The following is a 20,547-nucleotide window of genomic DNA, read 5'->3' as shown; positions in this document are numbered from 1 at the left end:
CGCGCTACCGTTCGAACTCGCGCGACAGCAGATCGCGTGCGTCGCGTCGCGACGGCGCGGCGGCGTCGATCGCCCGAAGCAGGCGTTCAGCAGCCGCGCGATCCGATGCAAGCAGCGCTTTTGCCATGCTCATCAGCGGCGCATAGGCCGGCTCGAACTCGGCGCTGGCGCGAACGGAATCGAGGAGACCGGGTGCGGCGGCTGCGATGAGCGCCGGCCCGCGCGGTTCGCCGGTCAGCGCGGCGCCGGCCTGGATGAATCGGTTGCGGGCCCGCCAATAGGCGCCGAGCCGTTCCTCCCACATTCCGCGTTTCGAGTCTTCCAGCAAATCGACCGCGTCGGTCTTTGTCTGGCTGAGGACCGTCAGCAGCAATTGCCATGGGGCCGCGGAGAGAGCGTGGACATTGCTGCGCGCGTCGAACGTGACGAACGGGAAATCGTCGGTGTTGCGCGGTCCCGGACCGGCGAAGCTCGCGAGCGCTTTCGCGCCGGCGACATACTGGCCCAGAAGATCGATCGGCTGATCGAAGCCGAGAGGTTGAATGACCGGGTGAAGCTTCCGGTCGGAGAACCGTGCGGCGACGAACTCGGGGTCGATCGGGCTCGGGGCGCCTGATCCGATCAGAGCCAGCATCGGCGTGCGCACGCTGTAATGGTTCAGCCAGGCGGACCCTTGTGGGAAGACTGCGAGAAAGCTTCTGACGATCGCGCGCAGCGACGGCGTATCGAGCTGATAGAGCGGCAGCCACTGGCAGAACACGCCCTCGGTCGCCAGTCGCCGCTTGACGGCCGCGAAATGTTCGACCGTGTACAGCGCGCCGCTGCCATCGAGCGCCGGGTGGAACAGGTCGGCCACGATCACGTCGTAGCGTCCGTCATCGGCGATGATGAAGCGCCGGGCATCGGCAACGGAGATCGGCGGCCTTTCCTTCTCGGCCGCGGGGTTGTCGAACCAGGGCAGCAGCGCGACGACCTCGGAGGACAGCTCGACTGCGCGCACGTCGAGGCCCGGCATCTGCGCCGCGCCGAGCACGGTCGCGCCGGTGCCGACACCGAGGAAGAGGGCGCTGCGCGGTGCCGGATGCAAGAGCAGCGGCAGCATGGCCTGGCGGAAATCGGATCGCACCGAACTGGTGCCGCCCATGCGGAAGTGGCCGTTCACCTCAAGATAGCGTGCTCCTGAGGCGTCGTCGACGACGCTCGCGGTCGCCATCGGTCCCTCGCGCACGGCCAGAAGCTTGCCGCCCGGCGGGACCTTGATGAGCAGGGGGGCGGGAAGCCACAGCAGCGCGAGTGCAAGCAGAGCGGGCGCCGCCGCCCAGCGCAGCGCAGCGCGTTGGGGCTGCAGCAGCAGAAGATATCCGACGGCAACGAGGACCAATGTTCTCCAAGTGCCGAAAGCGGGAATCAGCAGCTGTGCCGCGGTCAGCGGCGCAACGGCTGCGCCGAGGCTGTTGATGCCGACGGCCCAGCCGACTGATCCCCTGACGTTGCGGACATCCTGCATGAGCTGGCCGAACAAGGCGCCCATCGCCATCGCGGGCAACAGGAACAGCGCCAGCGCGATTCCGAGCTCGCCGGCGACACCGAGGCTCGCCGCGCTGTCAGCGACGTCGCCAAGCAAGGGCGTCACGAGCGCCGTGCCGAGGCAGACGAGCGCGGTGCTGCTGATCAACGCGGTTCTGCCGAGCGCAACCGCGGGCCCGACGCGCTGCCAGATCATGCCGCCCATCGCGGTGCCCAGCAGGTAGGCCGCCAGCAGACAGGCGAAGCTATAGACCGTGTCCTGCATCATCTGCGCGGCCAGGCGCACGACCAGCACTTCGAACGCGATGCCGAGCAGGCCGGTGACGAACAGCGTTCCTGTCAGGCGGAGGTCGGCGACAGCAGGCTCGCGATCATCGCCCGCCCGAGGGTCGACCTGCACGGCTCGGCCGAGGCGAAGCGACGCCAGCGCGCAGGCCGCATTGACGGCTGCCAGGCAAAGCAGCGTCGTCGACAATCCAAGCGCGGGGATCAGCACGAAGGTGGACAGCAGCGTGCCAGCGACGGCGCCGGCCGTGTTCGCGCCGTAGACGCCGGCGCTGACGGGCCGCGTGCCACGCGCCGCGGACATCATCCGTTCCAGCGCGGTCAGCGTCCCGCCCATCGCAACCGTCGCCGGCAACAGCACCAGCGTCGGCAGCAGGAAGCTCGCGCTCCATAACAAGACGGGGGAGGGCGCCGTGCCGAGCAGCGGCGCGAGGGCGCGCGCGCACGCGGGAAGCAGCCAGATCGCACACAGCCCCCACAGTCCGATGACCGCTTCGAGGACGGCATAGACCCGGTGCGGATTGGCGGCGCGGCGGATCCGGCCATCGAGGACGAAGGCGCCCACCGCCAGTCCGGCGAATAATCCTGCGATGGCGCCGAGCACGGCCATCATCTCCGTCCCCAGGGCGAGGGCGAGCTGGCGCGTCCAGACGATCTCATAGCCCAGCCCGGCGAGCCCGGATGCAGCAATCAGCAGCTTCAGCGCCCTCAGCCGAGCCGTGCTCCGGCAGGCGACGGGACCGACGCCGAGAGACCCGACGCCTTGCTTCTCCGCGATCAGATCATTGTCGCACGGGCCTGCATGGCCTGCTTCGGTCAAGATTCGGTACCCGCAATTCCTGCGATCGGTCTTCGGATGCAGCGCGCCGTGCGGGCGCAGCTCCGAGCACTGGATCAAGCTCGGCTGCCCCGGCCGCCAAGGTCGGGATCGTTTCCTTGTGTTCGCGTTACGTGACGGTGGTTTGACAGAAGCTGCGGGAGCAGCCGTTCGGCGCAGACGGTTGTATCGCATGAGGCCCGTCAGGGAACGATGACCAGACCCATCATCGGCGCCACGGAGAAGCACCAAAGCGTTGATTTCATTATTTTATTTGAGACGTCAGTCATTTAGAAGCGTACCAAAGCCGCCCGTCGGAACCCGGCGCCGCCATTCGTCTTGAGTCCGGACCGTTTCAACCGGAGTTCCGCGTACATGGCCCCCCGCGCCAATTGGAAAGGCTTCCTGCGCCTGTCGCTCGTTACGTGCCCGGTGGCCCTCTACCCGGCCACCTCCGAGTCCGAGAAGATCAGCTTCAATCAGCTGAACCCGACAACTGGCCACCGGATCAAGTACGTCAAGGTCGACGCCGATACGGGCGAAGAGGTCCCCCACGAAGACATCGTCAAGGGCTATGAGCTCGAGAAGGGCCAGTACATCGAGGTCTCGAAGGAGGAGCTCGAGGAGATCGCCCTGGAGTCCACGCGTACGATCGAGATCGACGAGTTCGTGGACAAGGCTCAGCGTCGCCCGCGATCACGGCGTTGCCGGCCGCACTTTCCAGGGCCGATCGGTTTCGGGGCGTCTCAGCGCCTGTCACGCGGAGTGGGTGTGCGGCGGAGAAGAACTATATCGACGCTCCGTTTCCGTACTCTGCTGATTTGCCGTTCCCAACAGAGGGGCAGGACCGATCGCCAAAGAAGCCTACGAGCCGGGATCGTCGATCAGGGGCTTTGGCCGGGCAAACAGCTCCAACCGCTCCTTGTGGTCGATGACGATCTCTCGTCCGCGGACGCGAATCCCATGGCTCGTAAGTTGGGCAAGACTGCGTGACAGGTTTTCGCGCGTCGTGCCGATGTGGGAGGCCAGCGTGCCGCGGTCGAATGGGATGACGATATTCGCATGCCCCGGTTCGCGCTGGGCTTCGGCGAGGATCCAGTTGGCGAGGCGCTCGATGCTCGACCGGGCCAGGGTGCCCTTCAGTTTCTTGACAGAAGCGCGATAGGCATACGCCAGCTCCTGAGCAACAATCCGTGCGAATGCGATGTCTTCGTCGAAGAGTGTCCTTACATCGCGGGCGGGGATCAGCAGCACCCGCGACTCCGTCAGCGTGCGGGCTGAATTGAGATACGCCTGATCGACCACGACTGCAGCAAGTATGAAGGTCGACACGGGACGAAGCAGTGAGATGCCCCACTCGGCCTCGTCCTGCTCGGTGTAGATTTCCACCAACCCGCCAATCAGCACATGCAGGAAGTCGGCCTGATCTCCCTCGCGAGCCAACCGCACCCCGGCCGGAAATTGCTGCAGCAGAGCCGCGCCGAGCAACCGCTTCAGGTTCTCCTCGCTGAGGTCCGCAAACAGCGGCAGCGTCTTCAACTGGGCGAGTTCGTCGGGGCGCAAGCGAAGCTCCAAGAGTCACTCACCCGCTATCGCGCCGAACCGTGACAAAAGTCAATTGCATACGTGCAGTCTGACAATCCGATCTGAGACATTTGGCAGATTGTGGCCGACCGGACCGTCCGGTTGATGCATCGCAAAACCTTTCCCTGGTGCCCCGAATAACTGCTGTGGCGTCGAAGCCATACGTCGAGGCCACCATGGACGCCGTAGATTTCAGCCCTGAGCACCGAACGCGAGCACTCTGGCTCTCAACAATCTCGTTCACGATCTGCTTTGCGGTGTGGACGATCTTCTCGATCATCGGCATCCGGATCAAGCAAGAGCTGGATCTGAACGAAACCGAGTTCGGTCTCCTGATCGGCACCCCGATCCTGAGCGGCTCGCTGATCCGGCTGATACTGGGCATCTGGACCGATCAGTATGGCGGGCGCCGCGTCTACACCGTCGTGATGCTCGCCGCGGCGGTCGCGACCTATCTCCTGACCTGGGCGCATACCTATCCGCAATTTCTCGTCGCCGCGCTCTTCGTCGGAATCGCCGGTGGTTCGTTCGCGGTCGGCGTCGCCTATGTGTCGCGGTTCTATCCGACGGCCAAGCAGGGCACTGCGCTTGGAATCTTCGGCGCCGGCAATGTGGGCGCCGCCGTCACCAAGTTCGTCGCGCCGTTCGTGCTGGTCGCCTATGGCTGGCAGACCGTGGCCCAGATATGGGCGCTCGCGATCGGCGTCATGGCGATCGTCTTCTGGCTGTTCTCCGAGGAGGACCCGGTGGTCCGCTCGCGAAGGCAGCGCAAGCAGAAGGCCGGCAGCGCTTGGCTCGAGCTCGCGCCGCTTAAGAACATCCAGGTCTGGCGCTTTGCGCTGTATTACTTCTTCGTTTTCGGCGCCTTCGTCGCGCTGTCGCTGTGGCTGCCGCAATACCTGATCAAGGTCTACGGTGTCGGAATCCAGTCGGCCGGCATGATGGCCGCCATGTTCTCGTTTCCGGCCAGCGTGTTTCGCGCCTACGGCGGACACTTGTCCGATCGCTTCGGTGCCCGTCGCGTGATGTACTGGACATTTCTGGTCGGTGTCGCCGCGACCTTCCTGTTGTCCTACCCGCCGACGGACTACGTCGTGACGACCGTCAACGGAAAGGTCGGCTTTCATCTGGAGATGGGGCTCGTCCCGTTCGTCGTCATCGTCTTCGTGCTCGGCTTCTTCATGGCGCTCGGCAAGGCCGCCGTCTACAAGCACATCCCCGTCTACTATCCGAACAATGTCGGAGCCGTCGGCGGCCTGGTCGGCATGATCGGCGGGCTCGGCGGATTCGTGCTCCCGATCGCGTTCGGCGCGCTGGTCGATCTCACCGGTCTGCGAACCAGCTGCTTCATGCTGCTCTTCCTGCTCGTCGGGGGCGCGCTGGTCTGGATGCATCTCTCGATCCGGCAGATGGAGCGCGGCGTTGCCGGCGAGGCGCTGAAGAGGCTGCCGGAGCTGCCGGAAATGGAGGAGATCCACCGGCCCGAGCACATCGGAGCCCTGTCCGGCGCGGTTCTCACCGACTGGCGGCCTGAGGACGACACGTTCTGGAGGGAGCAGGGCCGAGCCATCGCGCGACGCAATCTCTGGATCTCCATTCCGGCGCTGCTGTTATCCTTCGCGGTCTGGCAGGTCTGGTCTGTCGTGGTTGCGAAGCTGCCTTCGGTCGGCTTCAAGTTCACGACCGATGAGCTGTTCTGGCTGGCTTCGCTGCCTGGGATCTCCGGTGCAGTTCTGCGCATCTTCTACTCCTTCATGGTGCCGATCTTCGGCGGCCGGCTGTGGACCACGCTGGCCACGTGGTCGCTGCTGATACCCGCGATCGGAATCGGCTATGCGGTGCAGAATCCCGCAACGCCCTATCCGGTGTTCCTGATATTGGCTCTGCTGTGCGGCTTTGGCGGCGGCAATTTCGCCTCGTCGATGGCCAACATCTCCTTCTTCTTCCCCCGCGCCGAGAAGGGCAACGCGCTCGCGCTCAATGCCGGCCTCGGCAATCTCGGCGTCAGCGTGGTCCAGTTCGTGGTGCCGATCGTCATCACGGTCGGCGTGTTCGGCTGGTTCGGCGGAGATCCGGCGATGGCGACGAGCGGGTCGCAGCCGATGCCGATCTGGCTTCAGAACGCCGGCTTCGTCTGGGTGCCGTTCATCGTCGCCAGTGCTTTCGCCGCCTGGTTCGGGATGAACGACATCGCCTCCGCGAAAGCGTCCTTCGCTGATCAGGCCGTCATCTTCCAGCGGCGGCACAACTGGATCATGTGCTGGCTCTACACCGGCACGTTCGGCTCGTTCATCGGCTATTCCGCGGGCTTCCCGCTGCTGGCGAAGACCCAGTTCCCGGCCGTCGACGCGTTGCAGTTCGCATTCCTCGGGCCGCTGGTGGGTGCCTTGTCGCGGTCCGCGACGGGCTGGATGGCCGACAAATGGGGCGGCGGGCGCGTGACCGTCGGGGTGTTCCTGCTGATGATGGCCGGCGTGCTCGGGGTGCTCTACTTCCTCGGCATCAAGGATCAGCCCGGTGCATTCTGGGGCTTCTTCGCGATGTTCCTGCTGCTGTTCTTCGCGACCGGCGTCGGCAATGCATCGACCTTCCAGATGATCCCCAACATCATGCGCCAGGAAATGACCCGGCTCATGCCGACCGCGGACGCGGAGACTCGGCTGCGCCAGGCCGAGAAGGAATCCGCCGCCATCACCGGCTTCACCTCCGCGATTGCCGCCTTCGGCGCATTCTTCATTCCCAAATCCTACGGCACCTCGATCGACCTCACCGGCGGCGTGCAGGCCGCCCTATGGGGCTTCTTCGGCTTCTACGTCACCTGCGTGCTGATCACCTGGGCCGTCTACACCCGCAAGGGCGGCGTCCTGCACGACGTCGAACGGCGCCGGGCGATCGCGGCCGCTGCCCAACCCGCTGAATGAGGACGTAAACGATGAGCCATTTTCTCGATAGGCTGACCTTCTTCACCCGAGCCAAGGAGGAGTTCGCAGGCGGACACGGCGTGACGACGACCGAGGACCGTTCCTGGGAGGAGGGCTATCGCAAGCGCTGGCAGCACGACAAGATCGTGCGCTCGACGCATGGCGTGAACTGCACCGGCTCCTGCTCGTGGAAGGTCTACGTCAAGGGCGGCATCGTCACCTGGGAGACCCAGCAGACCGACTACCCCCGGACGCGCCCTGATCTTCCCAATCATGAGCCGCGCGGCTGCGCCCGCGGCGCGAGCTATAGCTGGTACCTCTATTCCGGAAACCGGGTGAAATATCCGCTGGTGCGCTCGCGGCTGCTCAGGCTGTGGCGCGAGGCGCGAGCGCGGATGACGCCGGTCGCAGCCTGGAAGTCGATCGTCGAGAATCCGGGCAAGCGCTCGGACTATGTGCAGACGCGCGGACTGGGCGGCTTCGTGCGGGCGAGTTGGGCCGAGGTCAATGAGCTGATCGCGGCAGCCAATGCCTATACGGTCAGAGCCCATGGTCCGGACCGCGTGTTCGGATTTTCGCCGATCCCGGCGATGTCCATGGTGAGCTACGCGGCCGGCGCGCGCTATCTGTCGCTGCTCGGCGGCGTCTGCATGTCGTTCTACGATTGGTATTGCGACCTGCCGCCGGCCTCGCCACAGACCTGGGGCGAGCAGACCGACGTACCTGAAAGCGCGGACTGGTACAATTCAGGCTTCCTGATGCTGTGGGGCTCCAACGTGCCACAGACGCGTACGCCGGATGCGCATTTCTATACTGAGGTTCGTTACAAGGGGGCCAAAAGCGTCGTTGTCTGTCCGGATTATTCCGAGGCCGCGAAATTCGCCGATCTCTGGCTGTCGCCGAAGCAGGGCACCGACGCGGCGCTCGCGATGGCGATGGGTCACGTGATCCTGAAGGAGTTTCACATCGACCGGCAGACGCCGTACTTCAACGACTATGTGCGCCAGTATACGGATATGCCATTTCTGGTGCGGCTGGTGAAATCCGAGGGACGGCTCGTTCCTGAGCGGTTCGTGCGCGCCTCGGATTTCGCCACATCGCTCGACGAGGCCAACAATCCCGAATGGAAGACCGTCGCCTATGATGAGATCAGCGGGGCCATTGTCGTGCCCAAGGGATCGGTCGGCTTCCGCTGGGGCGAAAAAGGCAAGTGGAGCCTGGAAGAGAAGAGCTCGGCGAACAACGACACTCGGCTGCGGCTGTCTCTGGCCGGCATCGAGGACGACATCGCGCCGGTGGGATTCCCCTATTTCGGCAACCGTCAGCACGATCACTTCAGCGGCACCAATCATCCGGATGTGCTGACCCGCAACGTGCCGGTGAAGCGACTTCGTCTTGCCGATGGCGAGGCGGTCGTGGCCACTGTGTTCGATTTGTTCGCCGCCAATTATGGCGTCGATCGCGGCTTCGGCGGCGACCACCTCGGCAGGAGCTACGACGATCTGGAACCGTACACTCCGGCATGGGCCGAGGCGATCTGCGGCGTGCCGCGCGGCCAGATCATCGCGGTTGCCCGCGAGTTTGCCTCGAACGCGTCCAAGACCCGGGGGCGCTCGATGGTCATCGTCGGGGCCGGTCTGAACCACTGGTACCACATGGACATGAACTATCGCGGCATCATCAATATGCTGGTGATGTGCGGCTGTGTCGGCCAGTCCGGCGGTGGCTGGTCGCATTATGTGGGTCAGGAAAAGCTGCGGCCGCAGTCGGGCTGGACGCCGCTCGCCTTTGCGCTCGATTGGGGGCGCCCGCCGAGGCAGATGAATTCGACTTCGGCGTTTTACGCTCACACCGACCAATGGCGCTACGAGACGGTCAATGTCAGCGAGATTCTCTCACCGACCGCACCGGCCGGTTCTTGGGACGGAGCGCTGATCGACTACAATGTCCGCGCGGAGCGCATGGGATGGCTGCCGTCCGCGCCGCAACTGCAGGCCAATCCGATCGAGGTATCGAAGCGCTCCGCCGCCGCCGGCCTGGAGCCGAAGGACTACGTCGCGAAGGCCTTGAAGTCGGGCGAGCTGAAGCTCTCCTGCGAGGATCCCGATCATCCGAAGAACTGGCCCCGCAACCTGTTCGTCTGGCGCTCCAACCTGCTCGGCGCCTCAGGCAAGGGCCACGAATATTTCCTCAAGCATCTGCTCGGCACCAAGCATGGCGTGATCGGCAAGGATCTTGGCGACCAGGGCCACAATAGACCGGTCGAGGTCACTTGGCACGAAGAGGCCCCGGAAGGAAAGCTCGATCTGCTGGTCACGCTCGACTTCCGGATGTCGACCACATGCATGTATTCGGACGTCGTGCTGCCGACGGCCACTTGGTACGAGAAGAACGACCTCAATACGTCCGACATGCATCCCTTCATCCATCCGCTCTCGGCGGCGATCGATCCGGTGTGGGAATCGCGCAGCGATTGGGACATCTACAAGGGGATCGCCGAGGCCTTCTCCAGGGTCGCGCCCGAAGTGCTCGGGGTCGAGAAGGACGTCGTGCTGACCCCGATCATGCATGACAGTCCGGGCGAAATCGCACAGGCGTTCGACGTCAAGGACTGGAAGCAGGGCGAGATCGATCCGATCCCCGGCAAGACCATGCCAGCGGTCACCGTGGTCGAACGTGACTATCCGAATCTCTACAAGCGCTTCACCTCGCTTGGACCGTTGATGAACAAGCTCGGCAATGGCGGCAAGGGGATGGCCTGGAACACCGACCATGAGGTCGAGCTCCTGAAGCGTCTCAACGGCGTCGTCGCTGACGACGGGCCGACCCAGGGGCTGGCTCGCATCGACAGTGCGGTCGACGCTTGCGAGGTGATCCTCAGCCTGGCGCCGGAAACCAATGGCGAGGTCGCAGTCAAGGCGTGGTCGTCCCTGGAGCAATTCACCGGCCGCGACCATGCTCATCTCGCCATTCCGAAGGAGGATGAGAAGATCCGGTTCCGCGACGTCGTCGCGCAGCCGCGCAAGATCATCTCGTCGCCGATCTGGTCGGGGCTCGAGTCGGAGAAGGTCTGCTACAACGCCGGCTACACCAATGTCCACGAGCTGATCCCGTGGCGGACGCTGACCGGCAGGCAGCAGCTCTATCAGGATCACCTATGGATGAGGGCCTTCGGCGAGGGCTTCTGCGTCTATCGGCCGCCGATCGATACCAAGACCGTCAAGCCGGTGATCGATCGCAAGCCGAATGGCAATGCGTCCGTCATCCTGAACTTCATTACGCCCCATCAGAAGTGGGGCATCCACTCCACCTATACCGACAATCTACTGATGCTGACCCTGTCGCGCGGCGGTCCCATCGTGTGGATCAGCGAGATCGACGCAAAGGGTGCCGGTATCGCCGACAATGACTGGATCGAGGCCTACAACACCAATGGCGCGCTGGTTGCGCGCGCCGTGGTCTCGCAGCGGGTCAAGCAGGGCATGTGCATGATGTATCATGCTCAGGAGAAGATCGTGAACGTGCCGGGCTCCGAGCAGACGGGGCAGCGCGGCGGCATCCACAATTCGGTCACGCGTGTCGTTCCGAAGCCGACGCACATGATCGGGGGCTACGCTCAGCAGGCCTATGGCTTCAACTACTACGGCACGGTCGGCGCCAACCGCGACGAGTTCGTCATCGTCCGGAAGATGTCGAAGATTGATTGGCTGGACCAGCCGACTGCTGACCGGTCGGCCACGACTCCCTCGGAGGCTGCAGAATGAAGATCCGTGCTCAGATCGCAATGGTGCTCAATCTCGACAAGTGCATCGGCTGCCACACCTGCAGCGTGACCTGCAAGAACGTCTGGACCAGCCGCGAGGGGATGGAATACGCGTGGTTCAACAACGTCGAGACCAAGCCAGGCGTTGGCTATCCCAAGGATTGGGAGAACCAGTCCCGCTGGAAGGGAGGCTGGTCGCGCAATCGCGACGGGTCGATCCAGCCGCGGATCGGCGGCAAGTGGCGGGTTCTGGCGAATATCTTCGCCAATCCCGACCTCCCCGAGATCGATGACTACTACGAGCCGTTCACCTTCGACTATCAGCACCTGCAAAGTGCGCCCGAGGCATCTGCGATGCCGACGGCACGGCCGCGCTCGCTGGTGTCTGGAGAGCGGATGGAAAAGATCGAGTGGGGACCCAACTGGGAAGAGATCCTGGGCGGCGAATTCGCCAAGCGCTCTCAGGACGTCAATTTCGACGGCGTGCAGAAGGAGATCTACGGCCAGTTCGAGAACACCTTCATGATGTATCTGCCGCGGCTGTGCGAGCATTGCCTCAATCCGGCATGCGTCGCATCCTGCCCGTCCGGCGCGATCTACAAGCGCGAGGAGGACGGCATCATCCTCATCGATCAGGACAAGTGCCGCGGCTGGAGAATGTGCGTTTCCGGCTGTCCATACAAGAAGATCTATTATAACTGGTCCTCGGGAAAATCGGAGAAGTGCATCTTCTGCTATCCTCGGATCGAGGCGGGGCAGCCGACCGTGTGCTCCGAGACCTGTGTCGGGCGCATTCGCTATCTCGGTGTCGTGCTGTATGACGCGGACCGCATCGCAGAGGCCGCGGCCAAGCCCGACGAGGGCGATCTCTACCAGGCCCAGCTCGACATCTTTCTCGATCCGAACGATCCGAACGTGCTTGCGGAAGCCGAGCGCCAGGGCATCCCTCATGCATGGCTGGAGGCGGCGATACGGTCGCCGATCTGGAAGATGGCGATGGAATGGAAGGTCGCCTTCCCCTTGCACCCGGAATATCGGACCCTGCCGATGGTCTGGTATGTGCCGCCGCTGTCGCCGATCACGTCGGCGGCCTCGTCTGGCAAAATCGGGCACGATGGCGAGATGCCCGACGTCAAATCCTTGCGCATTCCGATGCGGTACCTCGCCAATCTGCTGACTGCGGGCGACGAGAAGCCGGTGACGCTGGCGCTCGAGCGAATGCTGGCCATGCGTGCCTATATGCGGGCCAAGACCATCGATGGCGTGGTCGACGAGGCGATCGCGAGGCGCGTCGGCCTGAGCGGCCCGCAGATCGACGACATGTACCACATCATGGCGATCGCCAACTACGAGGACCGCTTCGTGATCCCGACCGCGCACCGCGAGCTCGGTGCCGACGCGTTTGATATCCGCGGCTCCTGCGGCTTCTCGTTCGGCAACGGCTGCTCCGGGGGCGAAAGCGAAGTCAACCTGTTCGGATCGCCGCGTAAGGCCAAGAACCCGATGGAGGTCGCCTGATGAAGACGTTCAAGGTGCTGTCGGCATTGCTGAACTATCCGAGCGGGGAATTGATCACGGCCATCCCGGAGCTCGCGCGGGTGCTCGACCAGGAAGGCCTCGTCCAGCCCGGCATTCGCCGGGAGCTCGATGTGCTGCTGCAGGAGATCGCCACGGGCGACGTCTACGACCTGCAGGAGCGCTACGGCCTGCTGTTCGATCGCAGCAAGACCCTGGCGCTGCATCTGTTCGAGCACGTCCATGGCGAAGGCCGCGACCGCGGCCAGGCCATGGTTGACCTGCGGGCCATGTATGACCGTGCGAACCTCGTCATCGCCGGCAACGAGCTGCCGGATTATCTGCCGCTGTTCCTCGAATTCCTCGCCACCCGGGAGCTTGCGGACGCGCGCGAGTTGCTCGGCCATACCAGTCACATCATCGCCGCGCTCGCGGAACGATTGGGGCGTCGGCAGTCGAGCTATAGGGCGGTGTTCGATGCGCTGCTCCAGATCGCCGCGGAGCAGCCCCGCGTGGAGATCGTCGATGAGCTGCTGAAGGCGGCGGACGTGGATCCGATGGACCTGCACGCGCTCGACGCGGCCTGGGAGGATGAAGAGGTCAGGTTTGGCCCGGGAGGGGGCGACCAGGCAGCCTGTGGGCACGACAATCTGATCGCAAAACTGCGCCACGCCAAACGTGCGGTCAACGCGCCGCCGTCACAGTTGCAATGAGGGGATTGGCCATGCAAACGCTCAATGCCATCGTCTTCGGCTGGTATCCCTATCTCTGTCTGACAGTCTTTCTGGTCGGCAGTCTGATTCGATTCGACCGCGAGCAATACACGTGGCGCTCAGGCTCGAGTCAGCTGCTTCGGCGGCGCCAATTGATCTGGGGCTCGAACCTTTTCCATGTTGGGATCCTCTTCATTTTTGCGGGTCATTTCGTCGGGCTGCTGACGCCGATCTGGGTGTTTGACATGCTCGGCGTGTCCCACGGCTTCAAGCAGATGCTCGCGATCGTCGCCGGTGGCGGCGCCGGACTGATGTGCCTGGTCGGTATTTCGCTCCTCGCGCATCGCAGGCTTTTCGATCCCAGGATTCGCGCGACGTCGTCTTTTGCTGACACGGGTATCCTTCTGGTGCTGTTCGTCCAGCTGCTGCTTGGCTTGGCGACCATCCCTGTGTCGCTCGGTCATCTCGATGGTCATGAGATGGTCAAGTTCATGGCCTGGGCGCAGGGCATTCTCACGTTGCAGCCCGGAATCGCCGCCAACATTGTCGACGTCCATCCGATCTTCAAGGCGCATCTGGTCCTGGGAATGACCATCTTCCTGCTCTTCCCCTTCACCCGCCTGGTCCACATCTGGAGTGCGCCGGTGTGGTATCTCGGCCGCCGCGGCTATCAGGTGGTGCGCAGCCGCGACGGGCGCCGTCATCTTGTGCAACCAATTCAGCCCGCGGAGTAGCCGATGGACTGTTCATTGGGCGCGGCGCTTCCAAAGCCGAAGCCGGTCAGTGTGAACGGGGTCGTGATCGAACGCGACGTCATTGCCCGGGAAGTTCAGAACCATCCGTCGGACAAGCCGATCCTCGCCTGGCAAGCGGCGGCGCGCGCGCTTGCGGTGCGCGAATTGCTGAGACAGGAGGTCATGCGGCTCGGCATAACGGCCGCTCCCCTGCGCGATGCCGAAGGTCGCAGCGAAACCGAGGAAGAAGCGGCGATGCGGGCGCTGATCGCACGCGAGGTTCTGATACACGAGCCGGACGAATCGACGTGCCGTCGCTTCTACGATCAGAACAGGCAGCGGTTTCTGGTCGGTGAACTCTACGAAGCGTCTCACATCCTGCTGATCGCGCCGAGCAGCGATTCGATGGCTCGATCGGCTGCGCGAGACGAGGGGCGGACGATCGTGGAGGCCGTGCGGAGAAGCCCGGAGCTGTTCGAGACCATCGCGCGCGAACGCTCCGGTTGCAGGGTCTCGGCGGAGAATGGTGGCAGGCTCGGGCAGCTGTCGCGTGGGCAGACGACCGCAGAGTTCGACGCCGCGCTGGCCCGGATGTCGGCTGGAGAGGTCGGTCTGATTGAGACACGCTTTGGTATCCATGTCGTGCGCCTCGACCGACGGGCCCTTGGACAAGTCCTGCCGTTCGACATGGCAAGGGCGCGCATTTCGCAATATCTCACCGAGCGTGTGCGGCATCAGGCGCTCGCGCAATATGTAGCCAATCTGGCAGGCCGCGCGGAGATCGTTGGCGTGACGTTGCCGGCGCCGCAATCGGTACTGCCGCAGTAGAGGGGGCGATCATGCTGCTCGGGGATCTCATTCACGATCTCAGTGACGACGCGAAGTCGAGTGCGGTGTTGCAGGGGTGTGGCGACCTCACGCTCCTGGTGCGCATCAGCTCTGTCGCGGATCGCCTCGGCGAGGAAGTCGGTGAGTATGCGTCGGCTGCTGTCCGGCGCTTTGCAAATCTCGCAGAGAACGAGGATTGGCTCGGGTTGATGAGCTCTATCGACGGCGCCGCCGACCCCGCGATCGTCTGTCTGACGTCCATGATCAAGTGGTCGCTGCAGAGGGATGAAATCGATCACTCCTAGAACGGATCCACCGCAGGCCATCTGTGCTGGAGGGGCGGGTTAAAAATTGTCGAGGCATCAAATTGATGTTGGGATTCGCATGCACGATGAGACGGTAGAGAAAGTCGGCGTTGCGGCCGCGCCGCTGGTGGCGCTCGTATACGACGACGGGAAGTATCCCTACGAGACGTTCGATCACCTCGTGGATCACTCGCGTCGAGCGCGATTGAAGGTCGCCGGCGCACTGCAGCGAAGGCTGTTCCTCGACGAAAATCGCAGGTGCGACGTCCTGCTCGAGGAGATCGACACGGCAAATCAAACGCCGATCTTCGAGGATCGTGGATCGGGAGCGAGAGGTTGCCGGCTGGATGAATCGGCGCTGGCAGAGGTGACAGTTCGAGTCCTCGCCAGCCTGGATGCGCGTCCAAACATCCTGGTGTTGAACAAATTTGGTAAGGCAGAGTGCGGGGGAGGCGGAACGCTTGATCTGATTGCCCGCGCGTTGGACCTTGCGATACCGACGCTTGTCGGCGTGCCGCGCAGCAATATCGATGCCTGGAGAGGTTTCGCCGGAGATATGGGGGTTGAGCTCGAAGCCCGCGGAGACGTGGAGCGGTGGCTGGAAAGTGTTCGGCAGGATCGAACTATAGACTCAACCAGCCAGCTGCGCTGATTGCGATTGCGAGCAATCGAGGGGGCGGGGGACACAGAACTGCCAAGCCAGACCCCCGAAGATGTCTGCCGGCTGACATGGATGTTCCTCGACGCGACAGGGAGTCCGCCGGTCGAGCTGGAGTGGTCATCACGACGCTGATGACGCAGAATGTTGCGCTCCGACAAAGAATGGCCGGTCGGGCCAGTTTAGCATCTTTCCGATCGCCGGGGATTGTATGGCGCAAGCTCAACGTTCGCGTCCCCTTGGCTGCGTTCCTCCGGGCGACGGCAACTGCCGAATGGCGCATCGTCGTCGCGAGTGCTGCGTCCGCGATCAAGAACTGGAGCCGCTCATGATTGGGGCGAAAATCTCGCGCTGGACGATGAGCTATTTCGCGGCAGCGCTGGGGTGGCTGCTCGTTGCCTTGGCAATGCTGGTCGGCGGACTCGGTTACCCCGCCGCAGAGCTCGGCGCTCCCGATACGCTTGTCGTTGTGCATGCGGTCTGTATCGGTTGGCTCAGTCTCTCGGTATGCGGCGCCTTGTTCCAGTTCGTTCCCGTTCTCGTCGCAAGGCCGCTCCCCTTCGACAAATGGGCCTTGCCGGCCTTGTTCCTCATCAACGTCGGTCTGGTCTGCTTGATATTGGGCTTCCTCTCACTGGCCGGACGAATTGCTCCAGCCGTTTGGCTTCTGCCGGCCGGCAGCGTGGTGCTCGGCGCGGGTCTGGCGATGGTCGCGCTCGATCTGGGCCTGACTCTCTTCAGCCAGCCGAAGGGATCTGCTCTATTTGTCATCGCCGGACTTGGCGCGTTATGCGCAACTGTCGCGCTCGGCGCCGCGTTCGCGTTTGCTCTCGCCGGATCGGCGGGCGCCTTCGGCGACGCGCTCCTGGCCGCGGCGATTCCGATCCATGCGATTGCCGGGCTGGGAGGCTGGCTGACCCTGACCGCCATGGGGGTGAGCTATCGCCTGCTGGCCATGTTCATGCTCTCGGCGGACCTCGGCGACCGACAGAGCACATCCGCGCTGAAATTTGGTGCGCTCGCCCTATCGGTGGCAGTCGTCGGCGGATTGTTCGCAATCGGCCTCGAGGCCGAGCTCGGAGCCGTGCTCATCCTCGCTGCCGTTCTTGGGGTGATCTCGCTTGCGCTCTATGGACGGGACATCGCGACGATCTATCGCTCCCGCAAACGGCGCCAGCTCGAGCTGAACATGCGGATGGCAACCGTGTCTTTCGCCAATCTGGCGGCGACGGTGACGCTCGGCACCGTCATCATCGTCACCGGAAAGGTCGGCGTTCATGTCGGCGCGTTCGCGTTCTTGGCCGTGTTCGGCTGGCTGTCTGGTCTCATATTCGCGAAGCTCTACAAGATTGTCGCCTTTCTGACCTGGCTCGAAACCTACGGTCCCGTGATGGGGCGCGCCCCGACGCCACGGGTTCAGGACCTGGCGGTGGAACGTCGGTCCGAGAAGTGGTTCATCATCTATTTTCTAGGCGTCTGGGCGGCGACCATCATGTTGATGATGGGCGAGGGCCAGGCGTTTCGCGGCGCCGCGGCGGTCATGGCCGTGGGCAGTATTGGAATCATACACGAGCTTGTGCGAGTCCGACGTCTTTCCGATGTTGCGGGCTCCCGGAGGCTTCCGGCCGGAGCCATCGCGCCAAGCCTGTTGTTCGCCAGAAACTAGGAGGAGAGCCATGACCGCGTACATTGACGTCGACGTCCGACCGATTCTCAGGGCCGGGGGCGAACCGTTCTCCATCATCATGGACGCGGTCGACCGGCTGGCGCCAGGCCAGTGTGTGCGGCTGATCGCGAGCTTCAGGCCGGTTCCGCTGCTCTCCGTCATGGCAGGAAAGGGCTTCGCCCACACCGATCGACCGCTCGACGATGGCGACTGGGAAGTGCTGTTTTCGCCGTTGGCTGCCGAGGACGCCGGTCAGGAAGACGCTGGTGCCAGCCTCGCATTCGAGCGATGGCCAGATCCCGTAGTCACGCTCGACAACCGAGAGCTCGACCCACCCGAGCCGATGGTGCGCATCCTCGCGGCCGCGGAGGAGTTGGGCCCTGGAGAGACCTTGTCGGCACTTCTGGGCCGCGAGCCGGTCTTCCTGTTCCCTGAACTTGAGAAGCGTGGCTTTCGCTGGCTCGGCGGGTTTACGCCGGATGGATCGACCTACGAACTGTCGGTGAGGGCTCCGCTATGAGCCGCGACGTCATCGACCGCATCCGCGACGCAATGCGCGTGGTCATCGATCCGGAGCTGGGGGAAAACGTGGTCGATCTCGGCTTCATCTATGAGATCACGGCGACGGATGGCGTCGTGCATGTCACGATGACGGCCACAACGCCCGGGTGCCCCGCAACAGGTTTTCTCAAGGAAGGGGTCGCAAGCAGCATTGCGGAGATTGCGGGCGTCGAAGCCGTGGACGTGACGTTGACATTCGATCCGCCTTGGACCCCATCCAGAATTGATCCGGCCGTTCGTGCTGCGCTGGGTTTCAACAACGTCAACTGACCGAACGAAAGCTGGCAGCGGCTCGGCCGGAGAGGCGGCGTCGTTACGCCCGCTCGTCGAAGAACACGTCAACCGCCGTGGACGCCTTCGGCCCATCGCCCGAGTGCGTCTGTCGTGTTCTGTCTTCAAATCCTATCGTCTGTCTTGCTTCCCTATCTCAACAAGGTTGCCTGCTTCGGTCGTCCGGTCTGGAAGCCACTCCCGCGCGTTGGCGTGGAGCCCGGGGACGCCGAGCAGGTTGATCGCGCGACAGGCGATCTGCTCGATGACGTCATCGAGCGACTGGGGCTTCAGGTAGAACGCCGGCATTGGCGGCGCGATGATCGCGCCGATCTCGGTGGCCTGCGTCATCGCTCGGAGATGACCGAGATGCAGCGGGCTCTCCCGCACCAGGAGTATCAGCCGGCGGCGCTCCTTGAGTTGAACGTCGGCGGCGCGGACCAGCAGGTTGTCGAGCTGGCCCCAGGCGATCGCCGAGAGGGTGCGGATCGAGCAGGGCGCCACGATCATGCCGGCTGCAGAAAACGAGCCGCTGGCGATGCTCGCGCCGATGTCGGCGACATCATGAGCATGCGCCGCCAGATCGCGCAGCCGCGCCAGGCCGCCCTGGCCGACCTCCTCGTGCAAGGTGCGCACGGCAGCGTCCGACACCACGAGATGGACCGCGCATTGCGGCTGCTCCGCGAGCCGTTCGACGATGCGCGCACCGATCGCGGCGCCCGAGGCGCCGCTGATGCCGACGATGACGTGATGCCGCCCGTTCATGCCGAGGCCGTCCGGCCGGCTATGGCGTCGCCGAGGCCGAGGCTCGGCCACATCGCGTCGATGCGCGCGGCTACAGCGGGGTTCATCGCCAGCACCTCGCCCCAGGGGCGTTCGGTCTCGACCCCGAGCTTGGTTGTGGCGTCGATGCCGAGCTTCCCGCCGAGGCCGGATTTTGGCGAGGCGAAGTCGAGATAGTCGATCGGCGTGTTGGCAAGCGGCAGCAGGTCGCGCGAGGAGTCGCTGCGCGTCGCGACGGCCCACATCACCGCGCGCCAGTCTCGGACGTCGATGTCTTGGTCGACCACGATGAGGAGCTTGGTGTAGCTGAACTGCGGCAGCATCGACCACAGGCCGAGCATGATGCGGCGGGCCTGGCCCGGATAGCGCTTCTCGATCGCTACCACGGCGATCCTGTAGGAGCAGGCCTCCGGCGGCAGATAGCAGTCGGCGACCTCCGGGAATTGTCGTCGGATCAAGGGGACGAACAGCGTGTTCAGCGCCTCGCCAATTCGAGACGGCTCGTCCGGCGCGCGTCCCGTGAACGTCGACAGATAGAGCGGGCTGCGACGCGTGGTGATCGCGGTGACCTGAAGCACCGGAAAGCTCTCGACGGCGTTGTAGTAGCCGGTGTGATCGCCATAGGGCCCCTCCGGCGCGGTCTCCGTGGCCGACACGATGCCCTCGATCACGATCTCGGCTGCCGCCGGCACCGTCAGGGGCACGGTGAGGCATTCGACCAGCTCGGGACGGTCGCCGCGCAGGATGCCGGCGAAGCGCAGCTCGGAGATGGTCTCGGGCAACGGCAACACGGCGCTGAGGATGGTGGCGGGATCGGCCCCGATCACGATCGCAATTGGCATGTCGCGCCCCTGCGCCTGCCACAGCTGGTGGTGGCGGGCGCCGCCGCGATGGGCGAGCCAGCGCATGATGGCGCGATCGCGGCCGAGCACCTGCATGCGGTAGACGCCGACATTTTCCTGCTCGCCGGCGGACGCGTCCGGCGGCACGGTGATGACGAGCGGCCACGTCAACAGCGGCGCCGGCTCGCCCGGCCAGCAGATCTGGGCCGGCAAGGTGGTCAGGTCGATGTCATCGCCCATCGTGACACATTCATGCACCGGCGCGGCTGATCGCAGCCTCGGCCGGGTCGACAGCGCTGCGCGTGCCAGCGGCAGCTTCTGCAGCGCTTCCCTGATGTCGCGCGGCGGCTGGGGGGCGCGCAACTCCGCCATCATCTCGCCGAGCTCCGCCAATCGTTCCGGCTGCACGCCCATGCCCCAGGCCACTCGCTCCACGGTGCCGAACAGATTGGTGACGAGCGGCATTGCCGAGAGCGATCCGCATGCCTTGATCGGTCGTTCGAACAGCAGCACGGGCCCTTCGGCGGAGATGACGCGGCGATGGATCTCGGTGATCTCGTGGACGACCGAGACGCTGTCGCGAATGCGTCGCAGCTGTCCCCGCTCGTCGAGAAAGCGCAGGAAATCCGACAGCTCGCGGAAGCGAGGGACATCACGTCGCAACGATAGGCTCCGTTCAAAAAACGCCTCGTAGCTGGAACAATCAGTGTGATCTTTGTTCCGGGTCAAATACTTCCCCCGCCGATCCGGCCAGAGCTTGTGCCATGAGCTCTCT

The 20,547-nt window shown here is 64.1% G+C and carries 15 protein-coding genes and 1 pseudogene; 12 read left to right on the top strand and 4 right to left on the bottom strand.

What is annotated here, in order from left to right; genetic code table 11:
* Positions 1-4: 4 nt before the first annotated feature.
* Positions 5-2,632, bottom strand: coding sequence for a spermidine synthase (locus QX132_RS15390; protein ID WP_316161769.1), 2,628 nt, complete (start codon positions 2,630-2,632; stop codon positions 5-7).
* Positions 2,633-3,004: 372 nt separating this feature from the next.
* Here QX132_RS15390 and QX132_RS15385 point away from each other — a divergent pair.
* Positions 3,005-3,364 (top strand): annotated as a pseudogene (locus QX132_RS15385) (Ku protein); the annotation flags it as partial.
* Between the two features lie 129 nt (positions 3,365-3,493).
* Here the strand turns inward: QX132_RS15385 and QX132_RS15380 are convergent.
* Positions 3,494-4,192: a helix-turn-helix domain-containing protein gene (locus QX132_RS15380; RefSeq protein WP_316161768.1), complete on the bottom strand. Its 699-nt coding sequence runs from the start codon at positions 4,190-4,192 to the stop codon at positions 3,494-3,496.
* 197 nt (positions 4,193-4,389) lie between these two features.
* Here QX132_RS15380 and QX132_RS15375 point away from each other — a divergent pair, with 197 nt between their 5' ends.
* From QX132_RS15375 to QX132_RS15325, 11 genes are all read left to right on the top strand, one after another.
* Positions 4,390-7,134, top strand: a complete 2,745-nt coding sequence (locus QX132_RS15375) for an MFS transporter (RefSeq protein WP_315781137.1) — start codon at positions 4,390-4,392, stop codon at positions 7,132-7,134.
* Positions 7,135-7,145: 11 nt separating this feature from the next.
* Positions 7,146-10,898, top strand: coding sequence for a nitrate reductase subunit alpha (locus QX132_RS15370; protein ID WP_316161767.1), 3,753 nt, complete (start codon positions 7,146-7,148; stop codon positions 10,896-10,898).
* Positions 10,895-12,415, top strand: coding sequence for a nitrate reductase subunit beta (narH, locus tag QX132_RS15365; protein ID WP_316161766.1), 1,521 nt, complete (start codon positions 10,895-10,897; stop codon positions 12,413-12,415). Before QX132_RS15370 ends, narH begins: the two co-directional genes overlap by 4 nt.
* The gene (gene narJ / locus QX132_RS15360; protein WP_316161765.1) at positions 12,415-13,125 is read left to right on the top strand and encodes a nitrate reductase molybdenum cofactor assembly chaperone; all 711 of its coding nucleotides are present in this window, start codon (positions 12,415-12,417) and stop codon (positions 13,123-13,125) included. Before narH ends, narJ begins: the two co-directional genes overlap by 1 nt.
* Before the next feature lie 11 nt (positions 13,126-13,136).
* On the top strand, positions 13,137-13,859 hold the full coding sequence (gene narI / locus QX132_RS15355) for a respiratory nitrate reductase subunit gamma (protein ID WP_315714236.1): 723 nt from the start codon (positions 13,137-13,139) through the stop codon (positions 13,857-13,859).
* Positions 13,860-13,922: 63 nt separating this feature from the next.
* The gene (locus QX132_RS15350) at positions 13,923-14,687 is read left to right on the top strand and encodes a peptidylprolyl isomerase (protein WP_316161764.1); all 765 of its coding nucleotides are present in this window, start codon (positions 13,923-13,925) and stop codon (positions 14,685-14,687) included.
* A gap of 11 nt (positions 14,688-14,698) precedes the next feature.
* Entirely contained in the window at positions 14,699-14,992 is a 294-nt protein-coding gene (locus QX132_RS15345; protein WP_316161763.1) for a hypothetical protein, read from the top strand.
* Positions 14,993-15,071: 79 nt separating this feature from the next.
* Entirely contained in the window at positions 15,072-15,644 is a 573-nt protein-coding gene (locus QX132_RS15340) for a DUF2478 domain-containing protein (protein ID WP_316161761.1), read from the top strand.
* Positions 15,645-15,978: 334 nt separating this feature from the next.
* Entirely contained in the window at positions 15,979-17,316 is a 1,338-nt protein-coding gene (locus QX132_RS15335) for a hypothetical protein (protein ID WP_316161759.1), read from the top strand.
* Between the two features lie 10 nt (positions 17,317-17,326).
* A complete protein-coding gene (locus QX132_RS15330) occupies positions 17,327-17,836 on the top strand; it encodes a DUF2249 domain-containing protein (RefSeq protein ID WP_316161758.1) in 510 nt (169 codons plus the stop codon).
* A complete protein-coding gene (locus tag QX132_RS15325; RefSeq protein WP_316161756.1) occupies positions 17,833-18,147 on the top strand; it encodes a metal-sulfur cluster assembly factor in 315 nt (104 codons plus the stop codon). Before QX132_RS15330 ends, QX132_RS15325 begins: the two co-directional genes overlap by 4 nt.
* Positions 18,148-18,279: 132 nt before the next feature.
* On the opposite strand, the gene QX132_RS15320 is transcribed toward QX132_RS15325, so the two are convergent.
* Complete coding sequence (locus QX132_RS15320) at positions 18,280-18,912, bottom strand: UbiX family flavin prenyltransferase (protein ID WP_315714245.1); 633 nt, start codon at positions 18,910-18,912, stop codon at positions 18,280-18,282.
* Positions 18,909-20,435 carry a UbiD family decarboxylase gene (locus QX132_RS15315; RefSeq protein WP_316161754.1) on the bottom strand — a complete coding sequence of 509 codons (1,527 nt, stop codon included), beginning with the start codon at positions 20,433-20,435 and terminating at the stop codon, positions 18,909-18,911. The genes QX132_RS15320 and QX132_RS15315 overlap by 4 nt, the downstream gene beginning before the upstream one ends.
* Positions 20,436-20,547 lie beyond the last annotated feature (112 nt).

Source organism: Bradyrhizobium sp. SZCCHNRI20481 (assembly GCF_032485055.1).
Lineage (GTDB): Bacteria > Pseudomonadota > Alphaproteobacteria > Rhizobiales > Xanthobacteraceae > Bradyrhizobium.
Note: the sequence above shows the minus strand (reverse complement) of the source record. Positions and strands in the feature narration are given on the sequence as shown.

Coding starts and splice junctions, on each gene's coding strand:
- narJ (WP_316161765.1), top strand. CDS start 12,415: ATGAAGACGTTCAAGGTGCTGTCGGCATTGCTGAACTATCCGAGCGGG.
- narI (WP_315714236.1), top strand. CDS start 13,137: ATGCAAACGCTCAATGCCATCGTCTTCGGCTGGTATCCCTATCTCTGT.
- QX132_RS15370 (WP_316161767.1), top strand. CDS start 7,146: ATGAGCCATTTTCTCGATAGGCTGACCTTCTTCACCCGAGCCAAGGAG.
- QX132_RS15320 (WP_315714245.1), bottom strand. CDS start 18,912: ATGAACGGGCGGCATCACGTCATCGTCGGCATCAGCGGCGCCTCGGGC.
- QX132_RS15345 (WP_316161763.1), top strand. CDS start 14,699: ATGCTGCTCGGGGATCTCATTCACGATCTCAGTGACGACGCGAAGTCG.
- QX132_RS15325 (WP_316161756.1), top strand. CDS start 17,833: ATGAGCCGCGACGTCATCGACCGCATCCGCGACGCAATGCGCGTGGTC.
- QX132_RS15340 (WP_316161761.1), top strand. CDS start 15,072: ATGCACGATGAGACGGTAGAGAAAGTCGGCGTTGCGGCCGCGCCGCTG.
- QX132_RS15375 (WP_315781137.1), top strand. CDS start 4,390: ATGGACGCCGTAGATTTCAGCCCTGAGCACCGAACGCGAGCACTCTGG.
- QX132_RS15330 (WP_316161758.1), top strand. CDS start 17,327: ATGACCGCGTACATTGACGTCGACGTCCGACCGATTCTCAGGGCCGGG.
- narH (WP_316161766.1), top strand. CDS start 10,895: ATGAAGATCCGTGCTCAGATCGCAATGGTGCTCAATCTCGACAAGTGC.
- QX132_RS15335 (WP_316161759.1), top strand. CDS start 15,979: ATGATTGGGGCGAAAATCTCGCGCTGGACGATGAGCTATTTCGCGGCA.